The 16,494-nt window shown below is 58.3% G+C and carries 18 protein-coding genes; 5 read left to right on the top strand and 13 right to left on the bottom strand.

The window, feature by feature from the left end:
• The 3 genes from AC1RRC_RS09085 to fumC form a co-directional block, all read right to left on the bottom strand.
• Nucleotides 1–288, bottom strand: a complete 288-nt coding sequence (locus AC1RRC_RS09085; RefSeq protein ID WP_493054964.1) for a DUF883 family protein — start codon at nt 286–288, stop codon at nt 1–3.
• Between the two features lie 130 nt (nt 289–418).
• Nucleotides 419–646: an RNA-binding S4 domain-containing protein gene (locus tag AC1RRC_RS09080; RefSeq protein ID WP_493054963.1), complete on the bottom strand. Its 228-nt coding sequence runs from the start codon at nt 644–646 to the stop codon at nt 419–421.
• 56 nt (nt 647–702) lie between these two features.
• Nucleotides 703–2,100 (bottom strand): class II fumarate hydratase, encoded by a 1,398-nt coding sequence (gene fumC / locus AC1RRC_RS09075; protein ID WP_493054962.1) that lies wholly within the window; start codon nt 2,098–2,100, stop codon nt 703–705.
• Nucleotides 2,101–2,222: 122 nt separating this feature from the next.
• Here fumC and AC1RRC_RS09070 point away from each other — a divergent pair, with 122 nt between their 5' ends.
• The gene (locus AC1RRC_RS09070; RefSeq protein ID WP_493054961.1) at nt 2,223–3,602 is read left to right on the top strand and encodes a type IV pilus assembly protein FimV; all 1,380 of its coding nucleotides are present in this window, start codon (nt 2,223–2,225) and stop codon (nt 3,600–3,602) included.
• 70 nt (nt 3,603–3,672) lie between these two features.
• On the opposite strand, the gene AC1RRC_RS09065 is transcribed toward AC1RRC_RS09070, so the two are convergent.
• The 7 genes from AC1RRC_RS09065 to AC1RRC_RS09035 all read right to left on the bottom strand — a co-directional run bounded on the left by AC1RRC_RS09065 (nt 3,673) and on the right by AC1RRC_RS09035 (nt 9,201).
• A complete protein-coding gene (locus AC1RRC_RS09065) occupies nt 3,673–4,032 on the bottom strand; it encodes a hypothetical protein (protein WP_493054960.1) in 360 nt (119 codons plus the stop codon).
• 635 nt (nt 4,033–4,667) lie between these two features.
• The gene (locus AC1RRC_RS09060; RefSeq protein WP_493054959.1) at nt 4,668–5,063 is read right to left on the bottom strand and encodes a hypothetical protein; all 396 of its coding nucleotides are present in this window, start codon (nt 5,061–5,063) and stop codon (nt 4,668–4,670) included.
• Between the two features lie 352 nt (nt 5,064–5,415).
• Nucleotides 5,416–5,712: a DUF7660 family protein gene (locus AC1RRC_RS09055; RefSeq protein ID WP_493054958.1), complete on the bottom strand. Its 297-nt coding sequence runs from the start codon at nt 5,710–5,712 to the stop codon at nt 5,416–5,418.
• 687 nt (nt 5,713–6,399) lie between these two features.
• Nucleotides 6,400–7,107, bottom strand: a complete 708-nt coding sequence (locus AC1RRC_RS09050) for a hypothetical protein (RefSeq protein ID WP_493054957.1) — start codon at nt 7,105–7,107, stop codon at nt 6,400–6,402.
• 361 nt (nt 7,108–7,468) lie between these two features.
• Nucleotides 7,469–7,798: a hypothetical protein gene (locus tag AC1RRC_RS09045; RefSeq protein ID WP_493054956.1), complete on the bottom strand. Its 330-nt coding sequence runs from the start codon at nt 7,796–7,798 to the stop codon at nt 7,469–7,471.
• Between the two features lie 496 nt (nt 7,799–8,294).
• Complete coding sequence (locus tag AC1RRC_RS09040) at nt 8,295–8,708, bottom strand: hypothetical protein (RefSeq protein ID WP_493054955.1); 414 nt, start codon at nt 8,706–8,708, stop codon at nt 8,295–8,297.
• 16 nt (nt 8,709–8,724) lie between these two features.
• The gene (locus AC1RRC_RS09035; RefSeq protein ID WP_493054954.1) at nt 8,725–9,201 is read right to left on the bottom strand and encodes a hypothetical protein; all 477 of its coding nucleotides are present in this window, start codon (nt 9,199–9,201) and stop codon (nt 8,725–8,727) included.
• Nucleotides 9,202–9,244: 43 nt separating this feature from the next.
• On the opposite strand from AC1RRC_RS09035, the gene AC1RRC_RS09030 reads away from it, so the two are divergent.
• Nucleotides 9,245–9,400, top strand: a complete 156-nt coding sequence (locus tag AC1RRC_RS09030) for a hypothetical protein (RefSeq protein ID WP_493054953.1) — start codon at nt 9,245–9,247, stop codon at nt 9,398–9,400.
• Nucleotides 9,401–9,687: 287 nt separating this feature from the next.
• Here AC1RRC_RS09030 and AC1RRC_RS09025 read toward each other — a convergent pair whose 3' ends face one another.
• On the bottom strand, nt 9,688–9,969 hold the full coding sequence (locus AC1RRC_RS09025) for a flagellar protein FliT (RefSeq protein WP_493054952.1): 282 nt from the start codon (nt 9,967–9,969) through the stop codon (nt 9,688–9,690).
• Nucleotides 9,970–10,156: 187 nt separating this feature from the next.
• A complete protein-coding gene (locus AC1RRC_RS09020) occupies nt 10,157–10,984 on the bottom strand; it encodes an HDOD domain-containing protein (protein WP_493054951.1) in 828 nt (275 codons plus the stop codon).
• Nucleotides 10,985–11,215: 231 nt separating this feature from the next.
• Here AC1RRC_RS09020 and AC1RRC_RS09015 point away from each other — a divergent pair, with 231 nt between their 5' ends.
• From AC1RRC_RS09015 to AC1RRC_RS09005, 3 genes are all read left to right on the top strand, one after another.
• Nucleotides 11,216–13,261 carry a M13 family metallopeptidase gene (locus AC1RRC_RS09015; RefSeq protein WP_493054950.1) on the top strand — a complete coding sequence of 682 codons (2,046 nt, stop codon included), beginning with the start codon at nt 11,216–11,218 and terminating at the stop codon, nt 13,259–13,261.
• Between the two features lie 21 nt (nt 13,262–13,282).
• Nucleotides 13,283–13,903: a class I SAM-dependent methyltransferase gene (locus tag AC1RRC_RS09010; RefSeq protein ID WP_493054949.1), complete on the top strand. Its 621-nt coding sequence runs from the start codon at nt 13,283–13,285 to the stop codon at nt 13,901–13,903.
• An 84-nt stretch (nt 13,904–13,987) separates the two neighbouring features.
• Nucleotides 13,988–14,179, top strand: coding sequence for a CsbD family protein (locus AC1RRC_RS09005; RefSeq protein ID WP_493054948.1), 192 nt, complete (start codon nt 13,988–13,990; stop codon nt 14,177–14,179).
• 47 nt (nt 14,180–14,226) lie between these two features.
• Here AC1RRC_RS09005 and AC1RRC_RS09000 read toward each other — a convergent pair whose 3' ends face one another.
• Nucleotides 14,227–16,449 carry a S9 family peptidase gene (locus AC1RRC_RS09000; RefSeq protein ID WP_493054947.1) on the bottom strand — a complete coding sequence of 741 codons (2,223 nt, stop codon included), beginning with the start codon at nt 16,447–16,449 and terminating at the stop codon, nt 14,227–14,229.
• Nucleotides 16,450–16,494 lie beyond the last annotated feature (45 nt).

Below are 16,494 nucleotides of genomic sequence, written 5' to 3'. Positions count from 1 at the left end.
TCAATCCGAGCGGAAGGCCCGCATCAGTTTGGCTTCGCCGGAATTGTCGTGGTGCAGCAGGTTGGCGGCGTGGGTGGCGGCGATCATGCGCGCCAGTTGCGCATCTTCAAAACGCGCCAGTTCTTCGGTGGCCGCCTGCAGCGCTTGCAGCAGCCGGGTGCGGGCGCTCTGGTATAGCACGCTGGAATATTGATCGGTGTTCTTCAGCAATTCTTCCGCGTTTTCGATCACTTGCCGCAAGTCGCCAATCAGGCGCTCCTGCGTATTGGGATTTTCCGGGCCATCCATGACGTACTCCCGAGACAACTGTGCGTGCCGGATGGCGCAAGGCTGAGGCGCCACCCCCGTGGTTAGTTTCAGCTTAGCTTAAACTTTCCCAAATGCAAGAAAAATGCATTACACCTAAGGTTCGAGCTGCTTACGCCGCGCCTTCCGCGACTACCGAGATGTGCACGTCGCCGATGGTGACGCGCTGTCCCGCGCGGATTTTGGCGGTCTTGCGCAATTCCTGTTTGCCATCGACCTTGACGTCGCCGCTGGCCACCAGCACTTTGCCGGCGCCGCCGCTGTCGCACAGGCCGACGACTTTCAGGAGCTGGTTCAGCTCGATGAACTCTCCGTTCAATTCAAAACTAACTTTCTGCATTTTATCCTCAGTTGCTCTCAGGTGCTGTCACGCGTTGTTGAGTTGCTAAATATGTGTTATCGCGCAGCAGGGCGGGTCATGTCCAGTGGAACGATCCATAGCCTGAACTGCTCTTCGGTCACGAACCCCAGTTCCAGCGCGGCTTCCTTCAAAGTCTTGCCCTCATGCTGCGCTTTTTTCGCGATTTGCGCGGCGCGATCATAGCCGATATGCGGCGCCAGCGCAGTCACCAGCATCAGCGACCGCTCCATCAATTCTTCAATGCGGCCCAGGTTGGGTTCGATGCCCTGTGCGCAATGATGGTCGAAACTGCGCATGCCATCGGCCAGCAGGCGGGCGCTTTGCAGGAAATTATGAATGATCAGCGGCTTGTAGACATTCAATTCAAAGTTGCCCGACGCGCCCCCGATAGTAATGGCGACGTCATTGCCGAACACCTGGCAGCACAGCATTGTCAGCGCTTCGCACTGGGTGGGATTGACCTTGCCCGGCATGATGGAGCTGCCCGGTTCATTTTCCGGAATCGTGATTTCCCCCAGTCCGGAGCGCGGCCCGGACGCCATCCAGCGCACATCGTTGGCGATTTTCATCAGCGCGGTGGCCAGGGTTTTCAGGGCGCCGTGCGCGCACACCAGCGCTTCGTGGCCGGCCAGCGCGGCGAATTTGTTTTCCGCGCTGGTGAACGGCAATTGCAGCCGGGCCGCCAGTTCCTGCGCCATGCGCTGCGCATATTCGGGATGGGCATTCAATCCCGTGCCGACCGCCGTGCCGCCGGCGGCCAGTTCCAGCACCGGGGACAGGGCGGACGTGATCATCAGGTCGGCGTAATCGAGTTGCGCCACGTAGCCGGAAAATTCCTGGCCCAGGGTCAGCGGCGTCGCATCCTGCAAATGCGTGCGGCCGATCTTCACGATATCGGCAAATGCGTGCGACTTTGCTTCCAGGGTGGCGCTTAAATCACGCAGCGCCGGCAGCACCTCGCGCGCCATGGCCCATGTCGCCGCGACATGCATCGCGGTGGGGAAGATATCGTTGGAGGATTGCCCCTTGTTGACGTCATCGTTCGGATGCAGCAGGCGCGCTTCGCCGCGTTCACCGCCCATCAGTTCCGAACCCCGGTTGGCCAGCACTTCATTGATGTTCATGTTGGACTGGGTGCCGGAGCCGGTCTGCCATACCGACAGCGGGAATTCGTCGGCATGCTGACCGGCCAGCACTTCATCAGCGGCCTGCATGATGGCCCGGGCCTTGGCTTCCGGCAGCACGCCGAGGTCCAGGTTGACGGTGGCGGCGGCGCGTTTGACCTGGGCCAGCGCGTGGACCAGGCTGGCGGGCATGCGCTCCGTGGAAATCGCGAAATGGTGCAGCGAGCGCTGGGTTTGCGCGCCCCACAAGCGGTCGGCGGGAACGTCGATCGGGCCAAAACTGTCGTGTTCGGATCGGGTGCTCAACATGATCTCCGGCGGGTTGGTATAAGGGCAAGTGTAGCGCAGCGGCCAATTTCCGGCGCGGGGCTAACTATTGGAAAAATCTTGCCGTTAAGACTCTTACATATTGCGCACCCGACTTCCACACTATGCAGCATCGCTTTAACTGTCTTTCATCCGTCGCCATTGCCGCCGCCTTACTGGCAGGAACGCCTGCCGGCGCGGCGGAACTGGGCGACATTGCGGTGCGCACCTACCTGAACCAGCCCCTGACCGCCGATATCGAACTGGTGATGCTGACGCCGGACGAAGCGGCGGAAGGCGTGCCGGTGCGGATGGCGGGGCCGAATATTTATCAGGGCGCGAATGTGCGCATGCATCCGGCGCTGGCCGGTGCGCGCATGTCGGTGCAGCGCAAGGACCAGCGCCTGTTTGTGCATTTGGTCACGTTGCAGCCGGTCGATGCGGAAGTGGTGCACCTGTATCTGGAATTAGGCACTGGCAGCCGCGCCGTGGTGCGCGCCGCCACCTTGTGGCTGACACCGGAACCGCCGGGGGCGCCACGGCCGCCGGTGGCGCGTCCGGCGCCGGCACAGGTGGCTGGTGCATCGGAACCGTCGCCTGCCGCGCGGGCGCCGGTTAACACGCCATTGCGTCCCGCGCCGTTGCCGCCGCCCGTGGACATGGCACGGCTTGCCGCTGTGCCGGTGCATCCTACGCCGGCGCCGCCGCCGGCGGACACCGCCACGCCGCCAGCTGCGTCGGCGACGTCGGATCCCGCGCTGCCGGGCCAAGCCCCATCGCAGGCCGCGCTGCTGGCGGCCCGTGCGCGCGCCGCCGCCGAGCGGGAAGCGCTGACGCGCCGCGCCGCGTATGGCGCCGATTTGCTGAAACAGGCGCCGCAGCGCAGTGCGCCGGGCCATGCGGCGTGCGTGCCGGGTAAAACCGGCGACCAGGCCAAGCAGTGCGTTGCGCTGGACCAGAAGAACACGGAATTGAATGCCAAGATCCGCGACCTGGAGGGAAAGGTGCAGGCGTTGCAGGTGGCTGTTGGGGCGCCGGTGACGGCGGGGCCGGCCGCCGGTGCGGCATTGACTGCGCCGGCTGCTTCGGCGGCAGGGGCGGGGTCTGCGCCTGCGCCTGCAACGGGTACGCCGGCTGCTTCCGCCACGGCCGCGCCGGTCGCATCTTCCGTGGCCTCGGCGCCGCCCGCCGCCTCGGCTTCAACTGCCAGTGCGCCGATGAACCCGGCAGGCTCCGTCATCCCCCCGTCGAATGGCAGCAATGGCACGAACGGCAAGAAAGAGCGCCGCTCCGGCTTGAACGCCACCACGCAAATCGTGCTGGGCGTGCTGGCCGCGATTGCCGTGCTGGGTGGTCTCGCGTATTTCGTGCGCAAGAAGAAGCTGAAATTGCCGCCGAAGGAAAAGCTGATGTTCTGGAAGCGGTGGAAGCGTAACAAGCAGGATGACGCGGAGGCGCCACCGGCGGAGCCGCAAGAGCCGGTGTTGGACAAGGATGGCGAATAAGCCGTTGCGGCGTGCCGGGATGGACCGCATATTTCCGCGTGTTTCTTGACGGATTAGCCTTCCGAGCGGCTTAGCGCTGTCGTTGTCGATAAATCGACAGCGCGGCCATTGTTGCTGCGTAAGTTAAGAATGCAATGCCAAAATATGGCAAGCGGCGGGTCATTCTGGGCAATGATCTGTCTTGGCTCAGCGCTTCAAAAGAAATGCCGTGACGATGGCAGACAAGGTAGGCGAGCGCCAGCAGCGCCAATCCAATCATTGCAAACACATATGCCGGCGTGGCGCCCGCCTCGTCGTCACTGCTTTGCGCAAAACACACAATGGGAATCGCTATCCCGGCGAGGATCGCAAGGCCTACGTAAGTAAGATCGAGCTTGGTGCCAATTGATGCCACTGCAATTGCCACAAAAATAAAAGTAATGCGTTCCATTATGACGACCGAATTGTCAGGGAGTAGCCGAGGTGCCCTCTGCCCACTGCTCGAAACCGGTAACTTTGATTCCGTTCTCCTGTGCTCCAGCAAGTGAGTATTTGAAACGGCCATGCTCATAGACTCGCAATTCGAGCCGATCAGAAGGACGTTTGTCTAGTTTCCGATATTGAGGGGCATCCATGAGAACAGGACATTCGCCAATAGAGGCGACATATTCCCTATCCTTATCCAGTTGTCGAATGAGTATCTGGGACCGGCCACTGGCTAGTGTGGATTGCCATAGATCCTTTCTTCCCTCAACTGTGCAACTCCTACCCTTGAATTCGCAGATTTGCGTGTTCTCAACGACCACTCTGCGGCCATCGGTGTCATAAACGAGGCGGAATGGGAATGCGGCCCGTGTCCTTGGAGGTGGAGGTGCGTTATCGGGTTCAGAAAGACATTGCACCTTGTCATGGACAGCGTATGCCGCAGAAATTGTTTCGGCGCAACCTGTGAGGAGAGCTGCCAGAATGGAGAAAGCTGCGACAGTGACAGTGGATTTCATTGTGGACCCATGTGTTTTCCATTTTAGCCAACAACGTTATGCTAGGCTACGTCGCAGGCGTCGGCTTTAATTAATAGTTGGAAGTTTATTGCCGACGTTTGAGATAATAGGAACTTGCCCTGGCATCAGCAGCTATTGCAGAATCAGGGCTGGAAACAAATTCGCTAATACGCTCGAGTTCATGTTTTCCTCCAATTACCCCAGCAACTTGAATTGCACGGCGTGCCAATTCAGGGAGCGATGAGTACATGGCCAGATTTACTGCATGGAGTGCTCGTTCAGAAAAGTCTGGGATATGGGTAATCAGGTCGGTAATAATTTCCTCTAGATGGTTTACTCCGACATAACCGGCGGGCTCACTTTTAGATTGCCCCCAGGTGAACGAACTGCCATGAGGGCCACGCGTCACTAGCCAAATCCACACTTCGTCTGCAGGATCGCCTCCCAGTCGAACAATTTCGCTTAAGAATGCGCTATTCATTTGCTATTTATGTGCAACGGTAGAATTGCATTCATTGGGCCGAACGTGAATGGTTTTGAATAGCTCGCAGAATTGGCCGAAATATATGCATCAAGAGGAGCATAGTTACGCCCGCTCTCTTTCAATAACATTTCCGGAAAGTGTCCTTCGAACCCGACCAAGGAAGCGCCGGTACCAGAAAGAGCAAAAACGAAGTAAGGACAAACAGGAATGAGAACTCGACGCGTTCGCTCTCCGGATATGTCCTTCGACAGTTCTGACACTGAAATTCACTAGTCATGCTGATTGGCCCAACGCTGACCGCTCAGCAGCGCGGCTAGGCGTCCGCTGGAGCTGAAGGCTGGACGATAGCTTATTCATAGAACTTTCCCGCAAAAAGGATCTGCGCTGCACGCCGCCAAGGATTGGTAGGCACCTCATAGTACGGAGTTCCCTCTGAGATTGCCTCGCCCCAGGCGTGAGCAGCATCGAGAAAAGACCCGATTGAGCCGTTCTCCCAACCTAGAGCGCCAGCCACATAAGGCGATGAGGGAGGTTCAGCCTCAATGCTGCGCTCTTCAGCCCAGTCCTCTGCAAGCGCCGCAACGAAGTTCAGAAAGCCGACCTCATCTTCGACGGCATCAGCGAGTTTGCTCAGTTCAGCGGGCATAAGGAGTAACGACACAAAATGAGCGGCTGGCCGCCTGGGAATTAAAACTTGAAGGTACCACGTCCACCCAACGACAAGAACGCCAATGTCTGCATTCAGCGGCACCGTTTAGTGCCCGCTGGAATAAATGGGTATGCATTTCTACGCTCCTAACCCAGCCCGGACTGACGTGACATTCATCGGTAAAGTATCTGGCCATAAGCTGACGAAACAGTTGTTTACAGTGAAAGTGACAGCAAAGAGGGCGAAAGCAATTCCCCCTAGCAGGAAAGAAACGCGATTCAAGATTTGCGGAGCAGCGTGACCCAGCCTGTCACCCGCGCGGAGTAGATACGAGGCAAAAAAGGAAAGCACTGCCAGATCAATCAAGGCGGGTACCAGGAAAATGTCTTTAACCAAGGACGCAGCGGGCGACCTGGCATTCCAAGGAAGCGGAAGGCCATAGTAAGTCGACTCCGCACCGTCGAACGCGACATCAAAATTTAAGCTTATAAAGTATGCAATGGCGCAGGTCAAAGCAGCGATAGCAAAGTTACGGCTCATCATAAGGCACGACGTTCAAAGTAACTGACTGCCGGAACGCGCAGCGTAGAGGCAGTCCAGTTGACAGTATGGTTGAGCCTATGCATGAGTGAATGATGCGCCATGCTCAAATCCGTAAAAACATAACGACATCAAGGTTGGCACTTACTGCTGAGTTTTGGGCATTTTTTGAGGCGAAGAATCCTTTTCCTGAAGCAGTTTGAATTCCAGCGCAAGAACGCTTTGGCTAACTTTGTCAGAGAAGCGGGAATTACCCTTCAATGCAGCCAAATGGGCTTCTGCCTCCGAAAAGAGTCCAAGTCTGCGTTGTAGCTCGCCAATCAGAATCTGGTAGGTCGGCCATAGCGGTTCCTTTTCAGCCGCAGGACCAGCACTCATCTTGCGAAGCATTTCCACCGCTTCCCGCGCATAGCGCGCATATTCGTCAGGAGCTCTTGCTTGCCAGGTTGCGATTAGCAAACTGTAGAAAATATCTGCATCCTTTTCGCCCATGTATTTCATGAGTTTGGATGCGAGGTAATAGGACGTCTCCTTGTCCTTCATCTGCACGTAGTCCGGGCTCGTCACATACAGCGTCAACTTCGCTACTTCTTCGGGTGTAAATTTCTTTTGGTACATGACAAAGCCATTGCCCGGGCAGATGGGCAGAGGCCAGATGCCGTCATAGCTTCCATAGGGACGTAGGTCGAGCATGGTGCCTTCTTTGTGCACAGCGACGCGCTCCTTATTAATAAAGTGCTCCCCACCGATTGGACAGGTATAAGGTATGTCGGCGGTTGTGGCGGCAAAGCTCTCGCCGGCAGCGCAAAGCAGAGCGAAAGGAATGAAGGCCACCGCAATAAGTTGTCTCATCGAATAAGTTCCCAGCAGTAGTGAAATTGTTGAAATGTGTCCTCGGCGCACACTGGAGCTTTCCTACGTGAAAGCTAAGCGGCTGGCGGCCGATAAATTAAAACTTGGATAGCGCAGCGTCCGGCCAGTCCGCTGGAGTGGCCAGTGAAGTCCATGCCGCAAGGACCGAAGAAGACGCCGCCAAGAGCGAAGCGCGACCGGCACGCTGGAATTGCCAGCACAGAAAAGCCAATCGCTACCGTTGCCTGAAAGATACCACGGACCAAAACATTTCCACAGCAACGGAAGAGAAATAATCACCTGCGTCCAGCGCCAAGCTCAGAGGGATTGTCCGCACTCAGCGGCAGACCAGACGCCAACGTCAACGATCAGTAGCGCCGTCTGGCGTCCGTTGAATTGGATTGTTGGGCGAAGAATTTGCGAATGAAATCATCAGCGCCTCCGAAATTGCTACGAACAATTCGTCATCGTAAAGCTCTGTGTCATCAAAGAAACCAGCAGCAAGGCGTCGCCGTGCCTCGGGCAAGGCGAGATCCCACGCGATTCGTTGACGAATAAAGGTAGCCAACACATAGTTCGAGAGTTCTCCCACAGGAATCAACCAATTGTCCCGGCATCGAGCAATCAGGCTCGACTCGAAGTCAGGCTGCTTCCAAGGACCGACAATATCCGCGACGCAACGAGTTTCCATTCAAGTGGTCCAACATTGGACGTGAGGGCCGCCCACCGGCAAGCGCCGAAGCATGTCGGTGGGCGGCCCTTGGATGGAAAAAATAGGCATATTTATCATGTTTCTAAGTGCTATACCGGGAGCCCATGTCGAAGCGCCGCCTCGCTTACTTGGGCATGGGTTACTTGCTCTTCGGATCTGAGTCTTTACCTCGACACGCAGCATTCCTCTGCTCATTGGACCAAAGCGGTTCCACTCCAGTTTTATACCGATACCAGACAATCCATACCCCAAAAATAAAGAAGCTAATCTCGAACACCAAGTGCCAACCGGTAGGAAAAAATCCCTCCAACATCAGCCAAAGGCTAAGCGTGCAGATCAGCGGCCCCAAAATGTAGGCGGGCAGGCGCTCCCATGGCAAAAGTCCTAAACCCATATTTTTTCCTATTAAGCAGCCCCTATAGAAAATTCAGCCGCGCCGTAGGCGTCGGCTGCAATGTTTGGTTGGGCTTGATGTTCATTCGATTCGTCGGGCTACAATTTTACAGACCGCTATTTTTGCACCCATCGCAAACAAGGCTGCTAAAGGAATCACGGTAGCTAATTCCGCAGCCGCGCCAAAGAGTTCACGCGGGCGTGGAAAATAATCCCCCACGGGAACGATATGCCGATATTCCAGCGCTAACAGGATCAGTCCGCCAAGCAAATTAGTAGCAGCAGCGACAACCATAATTCGACGCGAAATAAACGTGCCAATGACCAAGGCAGGAACAGCCCAGTATGCGGTCCACCAGATCATTCGGAGCCGCTGAAATTGCGTCGGATCAGGATTTTCAAATGCACCGCTACTTGCAATGAAGGACATGCGGCCAAACAGGCACGTGGCAAATAGCGCAATGAGAATGGCAAACTGTGTCCTGTGGCTCTTCATTGATCGGTCCAACGTTCTAGCTCACCGGGGGCCGCAGGCCATCCGCTGGAGCACATTGTTGGGCAATATCAGCTTCGCGTTTAAATGAAAGGCTGCGAAGTCCGAAAAAAGTGCTGAGGTAGATGGCGCCCAAAAAACCATATCGAATCGGATGGTCAAAAAACGATCCTGTCAAAATCGAACTTACGGGAATCACTGCAAATATCCAGGCCGAGAGCCGCAATGCGCGTGGCCCCATGAGTCCACCATGCTTTTTCTTCCCGCTGATGAGCCGAGTGGCGATTACAAACAACCAGAAACATGCCAAAACCATGAGTATTCCGAACAACGGAGCCAAGATCGGAGCTTTCTCATTTGGACTGAATGCAAGCGCGAGTGAACCCAAGAGGCATGGAATCGCGAACACACACAGTAGCAGTCCCAGTGGGATTTGAAACCATCGCGGCAACTCATCTTTCGGCGGCAATTTTGACTGCTCCATCAACAGGCCCAACGTTGGAATTCAGCGGGCGCCGTAGGCGATCCGCTGGAATGAAATGATGGGCACAGCGCACGAACTGGCCGCGAAGGACCAGCCGCCAGCTTGCCCGCGCAAGCGCCCACACGAACGCCAGCATACCGGACCAGTTGGCGCTTGCCGCAAGGCGCCGCACCGCCAGCGGCCCAAACGCCAGCATGCGCCGCGCTGGTGAAACAGCCAGCGGCCCAAGAGCGGAGCGAAGTGGTCGAGGCGTGATTCATTAACAGGATCAAGGCTGGGCCCATCGTGAAGTACCCCCCCCGATCCGCCGCCCCCTCTCCCGACAAAGTCACGAGATTCAGCCCGGAACACCAGCATCTTCTTTTGATTGCCAAATAGTCATCCCACTTTATCACGCCCAAATCCCAAACCCAACCCCACCTCAGCCCACGATACCTTAGACAACAAAAAAGCGCCTCAAAGGCGCTTTCTCAGGAAAATCAGAAGGAGGGGAGGGGCTTATTGCCGAACCCCCGGCACCTGCTCCATCCAAGGTTCCGTCACGTCGCGAATAGCGCGGTCGTTGGCGAGAATCTGTTTCAGCAGGGCGATCTTGCGGGCGCGGGCGTCGCCTTGTTGCGCTGGCACGGTGGCGCCGGTCGTCACGGTGGCGACCGTCGCGGCGGTCTGGTTTTCCAGGCGGCCCAGGCTTTCCCAGTCGCTGGCGCGCGCAGCCATCACCATTTTGCCAGTCAAACCGGCAACATTTTCATACATGGAGAGGACTTCGTTCGAGGTCATGGCGTATCCCGGAAAGTGGAAATGGATTACTGCTTGTCTGGATTAACGTCATGCCTGCGGGGAACTTTAGGGTTTTTTTGAAAAAAACTAAAAATATTTTGAAAAAAGTTTTTGGCTAATCAAAACGACAACATTCCTGACGTAAAAAAGCGCGGCACGGGCCGCGCTTCGGTTGATTTAATGTTGTTTATTTAACCAGTTCTTCCAGGCCCGCGCTCAGCTCGCTTGGTGGCGGCATGTCGTCCAGCAGCGCGTTGGGCGCCAGGCCCAGTTCGGCGGCCAGGTCGACCGGGTAGCAGGCTTCGATTTCTTCCTGCGACAAGCCGTTTTCTTCCACACGGGCGCGCCACGATGCCAGGTGGATCACGCCGGACAGGTGGGTGGCGTTTTCATCGTTCAGCGGGTCCGGGAACGTCGCGATGGTTTCCGCAAACACCTCTGGGAATTTCCAGCGGCGGGCCAGTTCGGCGCCGACGTCGGCATAGGTGAAGCCGAACGATTGCTGTTCGGTGTCCAGGCGGCGCGAATCCAGCGGACCGGCCACTTTATCGAGCTGCATGGCCTGCTCCGGCATGGCGGCGTGCACCACCAGTTGGCCGATGCCGTGCATCATGCCGATGGTGAAGGCGAGGTCGGTGTTTTCCTTGGTTTTCTTGGCAATCCACTTGGCGGAGCACGCCGTGTACAGGCTGTAGCGCCAGAACTGTTTCAAGTCGAGGCCGGGAACGGATTTGAAACCGCTAACCAGGCCGGAGCTGATGACCAGCGTACGCACCGTCACGAAGCCCAGCATCAGCACCGCGTCTTCCACCGTGCCGATCGAGCGCGACACGTGGTAATACGCGGAGTTGGCCAGGCGCAGCAGCTTGGCGCTCAGCACCGGATCGGCCGACAGTTTTTTAGCAACTTCTTCCGTGGAGACGCTGGCCTTGTCAAAACTGGAAATCAATTCCTCGACGACTTTCGGTGCAGTGGGCAACGCGGTGGGATTCTGGAAAAGTGCTTCAAGTTTCATAAAGGGTCTCCTGTTGGAATGCGTTGCTGTAGATGAACTATATAGTGAATTTTTCCTCTGTTGGGGCTTTTTGTTGCAGTACTGCACCGTAGGCGCCGATTCCTGCAGCCTGTCCTGAAATTTTGCAGTTTGTCGCATTGTGCAGGCATCAAAATGGCGGACGCAATACAGTGCAGCCTGGCGTACCACGCCCTGAAATTACAAAAAAACACGATAAGAGGAACCCTTCCCATGCACTCACCCACCAAGACCGCCATCAGCCTCGCGCTGTGCGGTGCACTCCAGTTTGTTGCCGCTTATGCCACCGCCGCGGATACCGTTGCCCCACCTGCCGCGCCGGTCGAGGCCGCCACCGCAGCCGGCACCGCAGCCATGGTTCTGCCCGGCGATGATTTCTTTGGCTATGCCAACGCGGACTGGCTGAACAGTACGAAAATCCCGGACGACCGCAGTTCGTGGGGCGGCATGTCGCAACTGGGCGAGGAAACCAACCAGCGCATTATCAAGCTGGTGGAAGCGGCGGCGGGTTCGCCGGATGCGGAAGCAAAGAAAGTCGGCGACTATTACCGCGCCTTCATGAACGACACCGCGATCGAAGCGCGCGGCCTGTCGCCGCTGACACCGGCGCTCGACAAGATCCGCGCGCTCCGCGACAAGAAGGAATTAACCCGTGCGCTGGGGGAATCGATCCGCGCCGACGTCGATCCGTTGAACGCCACCAACTTCCAGACTGAAAACCTGTTCGGCCTGTGGGTGTCGCAAGGCTTGAATGATCCTAATCGCAATGTGCCGTATTTGCTGCAGGGCGGCCTGGGCATGCCGGACCGCGCTTATTACCTGGATGACAGCGAGCGCATGCACCGCCTGCGCACGGCCTATCAGGCGCACATCGCCGCCATGCTCAAGCTGGCCGGTTTCAGCGACCCGGAAACCCGCGCCGCGCGCGTGTTCGACCTGGAACGCAAACTGGCGCTGTCGCACGCAACGCGCGAAGATTCGGCCGACATGGCCAAATCCAACCACACCTGGTCACTGCACGATTTCAGCAAGAAGGCGCCGGGCATGGACTGGCACCTGTTCTTCGCCAGCGCCGGCCTGAAAGGGCAACGGCAATTCATGTTGTGGCACCCGAGCGCCATCACGGGCGCCGCCAAGCAGTTGCAGGATTGTTCGCTCGATGCCTGGAAGGATTTCCTGGCCTTCCACACCATCAACCACCGCGCCAACAACCTGCCGCAAGCCTTTGTTGAACAGTACTTTGATTTCTATGGCCGCACCCTGTCCGGCACACCGCAACTGGCGGCGCGCTGGAAGCGTGGCCTGGCGGCGGTCAATGGCGCCATGCCGGACGCGGTCGGCAAGCTGTATGTCGGCAAGTACTTCCCGCCGGAAGCCAAGGCCAAGCTCGAAGGCATGGTGGCCAATATCGTCAAGGCTTTCCACCAGCGTATCGACAAGCTGGCGTGGATGGATCCGGCCACGCGCAAGGAAGCCCACGCCAAGCTCGACGTGCTGTATGTCGGTGTCGGTTATCCTGAAAAATGGACCTCGTATGCGCAGCTGGAGGTCAAAGCCGATGATGCGTATGGCAATGCCGAGCGCGCGGAAAAGCTGTACACCGCGCAGCAACTGGCCAAGCTGCGCCAGCCGGTGGACCGCAAGGAGTGGTGCATGCCGCCGCAACTGGTCAATGCCGTCAACCTGCCGATGCAAAATGCCCTGAACTTCCCGGCCGCGATCCTGCAGCCGCCGTTCTTTGACTTGAATGGCACGGACGCCGTCAACTATGGCGCAATCGGCGCCGTGATCGGCCATGAAATCAGCCACAGTTTCGATGACACGGGTTCGCAATTCGATTCGAACGGCCGCCTGCGCGACTGGTGGACCAAGGATGACGCGGCCCACTTCAAGACCGCCACGCAAGCGCTGGTGGCGCAGTATTCTGCCTACAAGGCGTTCCCGGACCTGGCGCTGAACGGCCAGCTGACCCTGAGCGAAAACCTGTCCGACCTGGCCGGCCTGGCGGCCGCCTATGACGCCTTCAAGGCCGCCAACCCGACCGTGGCGGACCGCGAATTCTTCCTCGGCTATGCGCGCAGCTGGCGCAACCTGGTGCGGGACGCCTCGCTGCGCCGCCAGGTCATGACCGATGGCCACGCACCGGCCAAGTGGCGCACGTATACTGTGCGCAACCTCGACGCGTGGTACAAGGCCTTCGACGTGCAGCAGGGCCAGCAGCTGTACCTGGCGCCGCAAGAGCGCGTGCGCGTCTGGTAAGCGCTTTTTTCAAGGATAGCGATGGATATCGGGCAGATCAAGAAAACCACCGAGACGACACTGGCGCATTACGACCGCAGCGCGCAGCAATTTTTTGACGGCACGCGCGACCATGATGTGAGCCAGAATATCGCGGCGCTGCTCGATGCCATCGAAGGCACGGCCCCATTCCGCATCCTCGATCTGGGATGCGGGCCGGGGCGCGATTTGAAGCGGTTGACGGAACTGGGCCATACCGCCACCGGCATCGACGGATCAAAGGAATTCGTGCGCATGGCGCGGGAATACAGCGGTTGCGACGTGTGGCTGCAGGATTTTATTGACCTGCACCTGCCGGACAGTCATTTCGACGGCATCTTTGCCAATGCGTCGCTGTTCCACGTGCCCAGCGCCGTGCTGCCCGATGTGCTGCTGCGGCTGCAGGCGGCGTTGAAACCCGGCGGCGTCCTGTTCAGCTCCAATCCCCGTGGCAATAACCAGGAAGGGTGGAATGGCGCGCGTTATGGCAGTTACCACGATTACGAGTCATGGGCCCGTTTCGTGACGGCGGCCGGGTTCGCGCCGCTGCACCATTACTACCGTCCGCCCGGCTTGCCACGCGATCAGCAGCCATGGCTGGCCAGTGTCTGGCGCAAGTGTTAGTCAACGTACAGATGCAGGCATGCCCGCTGGCTATCCTTTTCCTGGGCACACCGTTTGGCGTGTGCATATTTTCAGGAGGTCATCATGAACAAGGACCAAATCAAAGGTAAAGCCAAGGAAGTCGCCGGTAAAGTGCAGCAAAAAACCGGTGAACTGGTGGGTAGTTCCGAACAGCAAGCCAAGGGTTTGTCGAAACAGTCCGAAGGCAAGCTGCAGAAGGGCATTGGCGACGCCAAGGAAGCCGTGAAGGATGCGATCGACCGCGGTAACCGCTGATCGGTCGTCGCCTGAAAACAAAAACCCGGCCATGGCCGGGTTTTTGTTTAGTTACTCTCGGGCTTCAAGTGCTTCTTGAAGAACGCCTCGATATTTCCATACACATGGCGCTGCGGCAGTTTGCCGGAAATGCCGTGCTTGGCGCCGGGGTAGGTCATCAGTTCAAACTGCGTGCCACGGTTCACCAGCGCATCGATCATGCGCGTGGTGTTGGTGAACAGCACGTTGTCGTCGGCCATGCCGTGCACCAGCAGCAACGGCGACTTCAAGCCATCGGCATGGGCAAACACGCTGCTTTGCGCATAGCCTTGCGGATTGTCTTTCGGCGAGCTCATGAACTGTTCCGTGTAGTGCGTGTCGTACAGTTTCCAGTCCGTCACCGGCGCCACCGACACGCCCATGGCGATCTTGTCCGACGCCTGGGACAGCAGGCGCAAGGTCATGAAGCCGCCATAGCTCCAGCCGAACACGCCGATGCGCTTGGCGTCGACAAAGCTTTGCTTGCCGAGGAACGCCACGCCCGCCAGTTGGTCCTGCACTTCGACTTCGCCCAGGCGCTTGTAGTTGGCGTCGGTGAAGGCGCGCTCGCGGCGGCTGGAGCCACGGTTATCGAGGCGGAACACGACAAAGCCCTGCTGCGCCATGTACTGGTCAAAGTAGTTGCCCCATTTGCGCGACACGTGCTGCGCGTGCGGGCCGCCATAGGTGGACAGGTAGACCGGATAGCGCTTCGCCGCATCAAACTTGTAAGGCTTGATCATCGAGTAATACAGGGTCTGGCCATCCTGCGCCTTCAAGGTGCCGTATTCCGTGCGCAAGTGGTCGGCCTTGTAAGGGGCGTACGGATGCTTGCCATCGACTTTGTTTTCTTCCAGCCAGGTCACCATCGCGCCGTCGGCGCGGCGGATCGACACTTGCGGCGGGGTGTCCGGGTCGGAGAAGGTATCGACAAACACTTCGCCATTGCGTGCAAACGCGGCATCGTGCCAGCCGTCGGCTTGGGTGATGCGCTTGGGATTGGCGGCCGTGCTGCCATCGATGTGCAGCGCATAGATTTGCTTGTCCGTGACCGCGTCGCGGTTCGACGCGACATAGACCTTGCCGGCCTTTTCATCGACCGCCAGCACATTGTCGATACCCCATTCACCCTTCGAGATCGGGTGCAGCAGCTTGCCATCGAGGTTGTACAGGTACAGGTGGTTGCGGCCCGAACGTTCCGAGGTCCAGATGAAGGCGTCGCGGCTCTTCAGGAAGCGCAAATCGTCGTGGATCGTGGTCCAGGTATCGGCGGTTTCCGTGATCACGACTTTTTGCTTCAGGGTGGCGGCATCGACCGACACCAGTTCCAGGGTTTTCTGGTCGCGGCTCTGGCGCTGGAAGAACAGCGCGCGGCTGTTGGCGCTCCAGTCGGCGCGCACCAGGTAGATGTCGGGATTGGCGCCCAGGTCGACTTCGCGGATCTCGCCGGTGGCGGGCGACACGATTTTCAGTTGCACGGTCACGTTGGCATCGCCTGCGGCCGGGTAGCGCTGCTCGATCACCTCGGTGCGGTCCGCGTAAATTTCAAAGCGGCGCACCACCGGCACCGGCGCCTCATCGTAGCGTTTATAGGCAATCGCGCTGTCGTCCGGCGCCCAGTAGTAGCCGGTGCGCTGGCCCATTTCTTCCTGCGCGATGAATTCCGCTTCGCCGTTGTGGATCGTGCCCTGGCCATCGGTGGTCAGCTGGCGCTCCTTGCCGGTGGACAGGTCGATCACGAACAGGTTTTGGGCGCGCACGAACGACACATAGCGGCCTTGCGGCGAAATTTTCGGGTCCAGCACCTGGCCGGACGCCACCAGGCGCGCGGTGTCCGGTTTCGCCACGTCGATCAGGTACAGGTTGCCCGCGATCGGCACCAGCAATTGCTTGCCGTCCGGCGACCAGCTGTAATTCAAGATGCCTTTCAGGCTGGCCGTGCGCTCGCGCTCGCGGCGCGCTTTTTCCGCGTCGGACAGGTTTTCTTCCGGCACCAGGGTCTTCGAATCCACCAGGCGGTGCTTGGTCTTGTCCTTCAGGTTGTATTCCCACAGATCCATCTGGAACTGGTTGTCGTCGCGGCCCTTGAGGAACGTCACGCGGGCGCCGTCGGGCGATACTTTGAGGTTGCGGAAGGCTTCGCCGGCCAGCGCCGGGTCGGCATGGATACGGTCCAGGGTCAGGCGCTCGGCGGAAGCGGGCGTGGTGGCCAGGGTGGCCAATGCGGCCAAGGAGGAAAGAATCGTTCGCATGGGAAGTCGCTCGTGTGGATGACGGGAATTGCGGCAAGACAATAC

Source organism: Pseudoduganella sp. GW821-FHT12E03 (assembly GCF_058807115.1).
Note: the sequence above shows the minus strand (reverse complement) of the source record. Positions and strands in the feature narration are given on the sequence as shown.